Raw genomic sequence first — 2916 nt, 5'->3', positions numbered from 1 at the left:
AGCTCTCTACACTTTTACAGAGAAGCTCTAAATATAGTTGATAGAGAAGACCATATGGCTGAAAGATTTGCTACAGAATTCCTTACAAGGCAATTGTTAAAAGACTTTATGAACTTGAATTTATAAGTAATTCTCAATGCGTTAACTTGTATAAAGAAAATAATAGAGATACTAATGGACTTTACCATACCATAGGAATTAATATAGGAGATAAAAAATTCGAAAATATTGATTATGAAACTCTATAGGAATTTGATTAATTTTAAAATTGTACCTTTTATACATTCCCAATGACAAAAAGCTACTGAATTATATAAAAATATACTTCAGTAGCTTCTATACCTGGCTCTCGCCAGGTTTTTTGTTTCTAGTTCTCTCATCTTACTTAAACCTCACATTTAACTTATTGATTGATAATATTCATTTAAATTTTTAATTCCCATAATAAATTCTAATATATTTGTTTTACTTTTTAAAATTTCACTTAAATGCAGTAAAAAATCAAATTCATCCTCGTCAGAATCAAAAACTAGTGCCTGGGGGTCAATAAAAGGTACATATGAAATATCACATACTAAATCTCCATCTATTTCAACCTTAAAACAACGTTTCTTATCATCAGTATATTTATTCTTACATTGTATAGAATCAGAATTCACTTCGTAAATTTTACTATTATACAAAAAAAACAATTTTTCGTTTTTTATATATAATCCAAGCAAATCCCCCTTCTCACTAAATCCACCTTCCCCATCCCTTAGAAATCCAATCTCATCATAATTACATATGGAATATGACACCAAAATAGTATTTAATTTTATACAAGTAAGCTTCTTTGAATAATTATCTAATATTACCATATTATCACCTCATTATTTTACATTTGTTTAATGTTTTATACCAAGTAATGTGTTCATAACGTCATCTTTCTTCATAGATTTTCCTATTATTTGTTCCCATACCTGTTCATCTGATTTATATAACCTACGTTTAATTAACTTCATTTTAGTATCTGCAAATAAATATTCAGATGTAGGTCCAATTTTGTCCCCATATAATTTTAAATTTCTTGCTTCAATAGGTGCAAGATCTTCAGGTGACATTTTCATTCTAGCTATTACTTTATCTTTATTACGTATATCAACAACTTGCCTTGCTATTTCTTCATTTCTTAATCCACTGTCTTTCATTGTAATAACTTTATCTTCTACAATTTTAGAAGAATCCAAATATTCTTGTCTTATTAAATGATTTTTTTGTGCCATTTCAAAATCTGTAAAATCATATTTATCATAGGGTGTTCCTTCCTTAGGTAAATATCCATATACCCCTGTATCATCCGGATAAATTTGTTCAAGGACCCGAGGTTTTACTTCATATAATGGTATTCCCTCCCCGGATGACCCCACTTTTATTTTACTCTTTACTAATACATTCTTCTCTACATCTACAGCTTCCCCAGCCTTAGAAACTGAACTAACTTTACCTAGTCCTTTAGTTAAAAGCACTCCTCCAAACACATATGAAGTTGAATATGCTATTCCTTTTTCCTCTACAGTATCTGATGCACTTTGTGCCATTCCTTCCGCAATTATTATTGGGTCTTTTAATACTGATGACACTGTTTTACCGTACCCTTCAGTCTCAGTAATACACTTCTTTAAACAATCAGGCGCATCTCCTGTTTCCATCATTGATTTCATTGCAACGCCTGCACCCACAATTACTACCGCACCTTTTGCTAGACCATATCCACCTTTTAATACATCACCTGCTAAATTAACTAATCCTTTTCCAAAATTAATTCCAGTTAAACCAAAATCCTTACCCTCTTCAACATTGCTTTCCCATGTATTTGTGTATTTAAAATAAAGTTTACCTGCTTTATTGCTGTATTCATCATCCTTATTCTCATAAGGAACTACTTTTTTATCATATATATTTTTTAGATCATCTTTGTTGTCGTTCAATCTATTATAACAATATTTTATGTCATCGCCTATGTCTTCCATCATTCTACTATTTTTTTGTGAATTTGCTTTGTCTTCATCACTTTGGAATAAGTTCGGAAGGCTCATTCCCGCCCCGACATTTATTTTTAGGATACCAACTTCATCACAAGCCCTAAATATAGATTCCATATTCCACCATATATCATTTCTATCTACCTGCATCATACTAGATGAATTAACTGGTCTTATGATATCTTGCATTTCACTTATGTACCCATCAAATATTGTATATAAATCATTAAGCTCTTCCTGGCACCCTTCTAAGTCACCTTCCAGCTCAGAATAATTTTCCTTTAATGCTTCTATGGCTTCTCCTTGGTTTTCAGCCTCCAATTTGGTATTAACAAACCTTAGTACTTCCTTTATTGTTTCTATTGCCGTCTTATATTTTTTAATATTAAGACTTATACGTTCTAAGACTGAATAGTTTATTCTTATATCTCTCTTCAATCTCTTTTCCCCCTAACTAAAGCTGTAGCCCTTTAGTTTATTTATTAATTCATTGCAATTATTTATCATATCATCTACTATTTCACCACATTTATCTTTTTCAACTGCATTTTGAAAATCCATTTGCTCAAAATTCTTAGCCATCCTTTTCTTTTGTATTTCAATCTCTTCTATATACTTACCAACTAATCCCTCTGAATGTGCCTTTGAATAATCCACTTGCCTTTTTCCCTCCTATTTATTAGGATTTATCTGCTCTCCCAATTTTTTATCTTTTTTTTCAAATGCTACTACAACACCTAAAGCTCCATCATGAAATTGTTGCACTTTCTTTAACATTTTTGGTGCCTTAGTATCTGTCATATTTGTTAATGCTTTCTTTATTTCATCAATAAAATCTGAATTACACCCCTCAAAACTATTTATAGTATTTTCTATGAAATCTTTAGAATAA

The 2916-nt window shown here is 30.5% G+C and carries 4 protein-coding genes; all 4 read right to left on the bottom strand.

The window, feature by feature from the left end; all coding sequences use genetic code 11:
• Positions 1-398: 398 nt before the first annotated feature.
• The gene (locus KPL44_RS24875; protein ID WP_216256070.1) at positions 399-860 is read right to left on the bottom strand and encodes a hypothetical protein; all 462 of its coding nucleotides are present in this window, start codon (positions 858-860) and stop codon (positions 399-401) included.
• 27 nt (positions 861-887) lie between these two features.
• Positions 888-2462, bottom strand: coding sequence for a hypothetical protein (locus KPL44_RS24870; RefSeq protein WP_216256067.1), 1575 nt, complete (start codon positions 2460-2462; stop codon positions 888-890).
• 12 nt (positions 2463-2474) lie between these two features.
• Positions 2475-2681 (bottom strand): hypothetical protein, encoded by a 207-nt coding sequence (locus KPL44_RS24865; RefSeq protein WP_216256065.1) that lies wholly within the window; start codon positions 2679-2681, stop codon positions 2475-2477.
• 15 nt (positions 2682-2696) lie between these two features.
• On the bottom strand, positions 2697-2916 hold a 220-nt coding region (locus tag KPL44_RS24860; RefSeq protein WP_216256063.1), incomplete at its 5' end, for a hypothetical protein.

The sequence above is a fragment of the Clostridium sp. DSM 17811 genome, assembly GCF_018861905.1.
Taxonomy (GTDB): Bacteria; Bacillota; Clostridia; order Clostridiales; family Clostridiaceae; genus Clostridium_AD; species Clostridium_AD frigoriphilum.
Note: the sequence above shows the minus strand (reverse complement) of the source record. Positions and strands in the feature narration are given on the sequence as shown.

Bases quoted from the DNA above. Each gene is read 5' to 3' on its own strand.
- KPL44_RS24875 (WP_216256070.1), bottom strand. From the start codon at position 860: ATGGTAATATTAGATAATTATTCAAAGAAGCTTACTTGTATAAAATTA.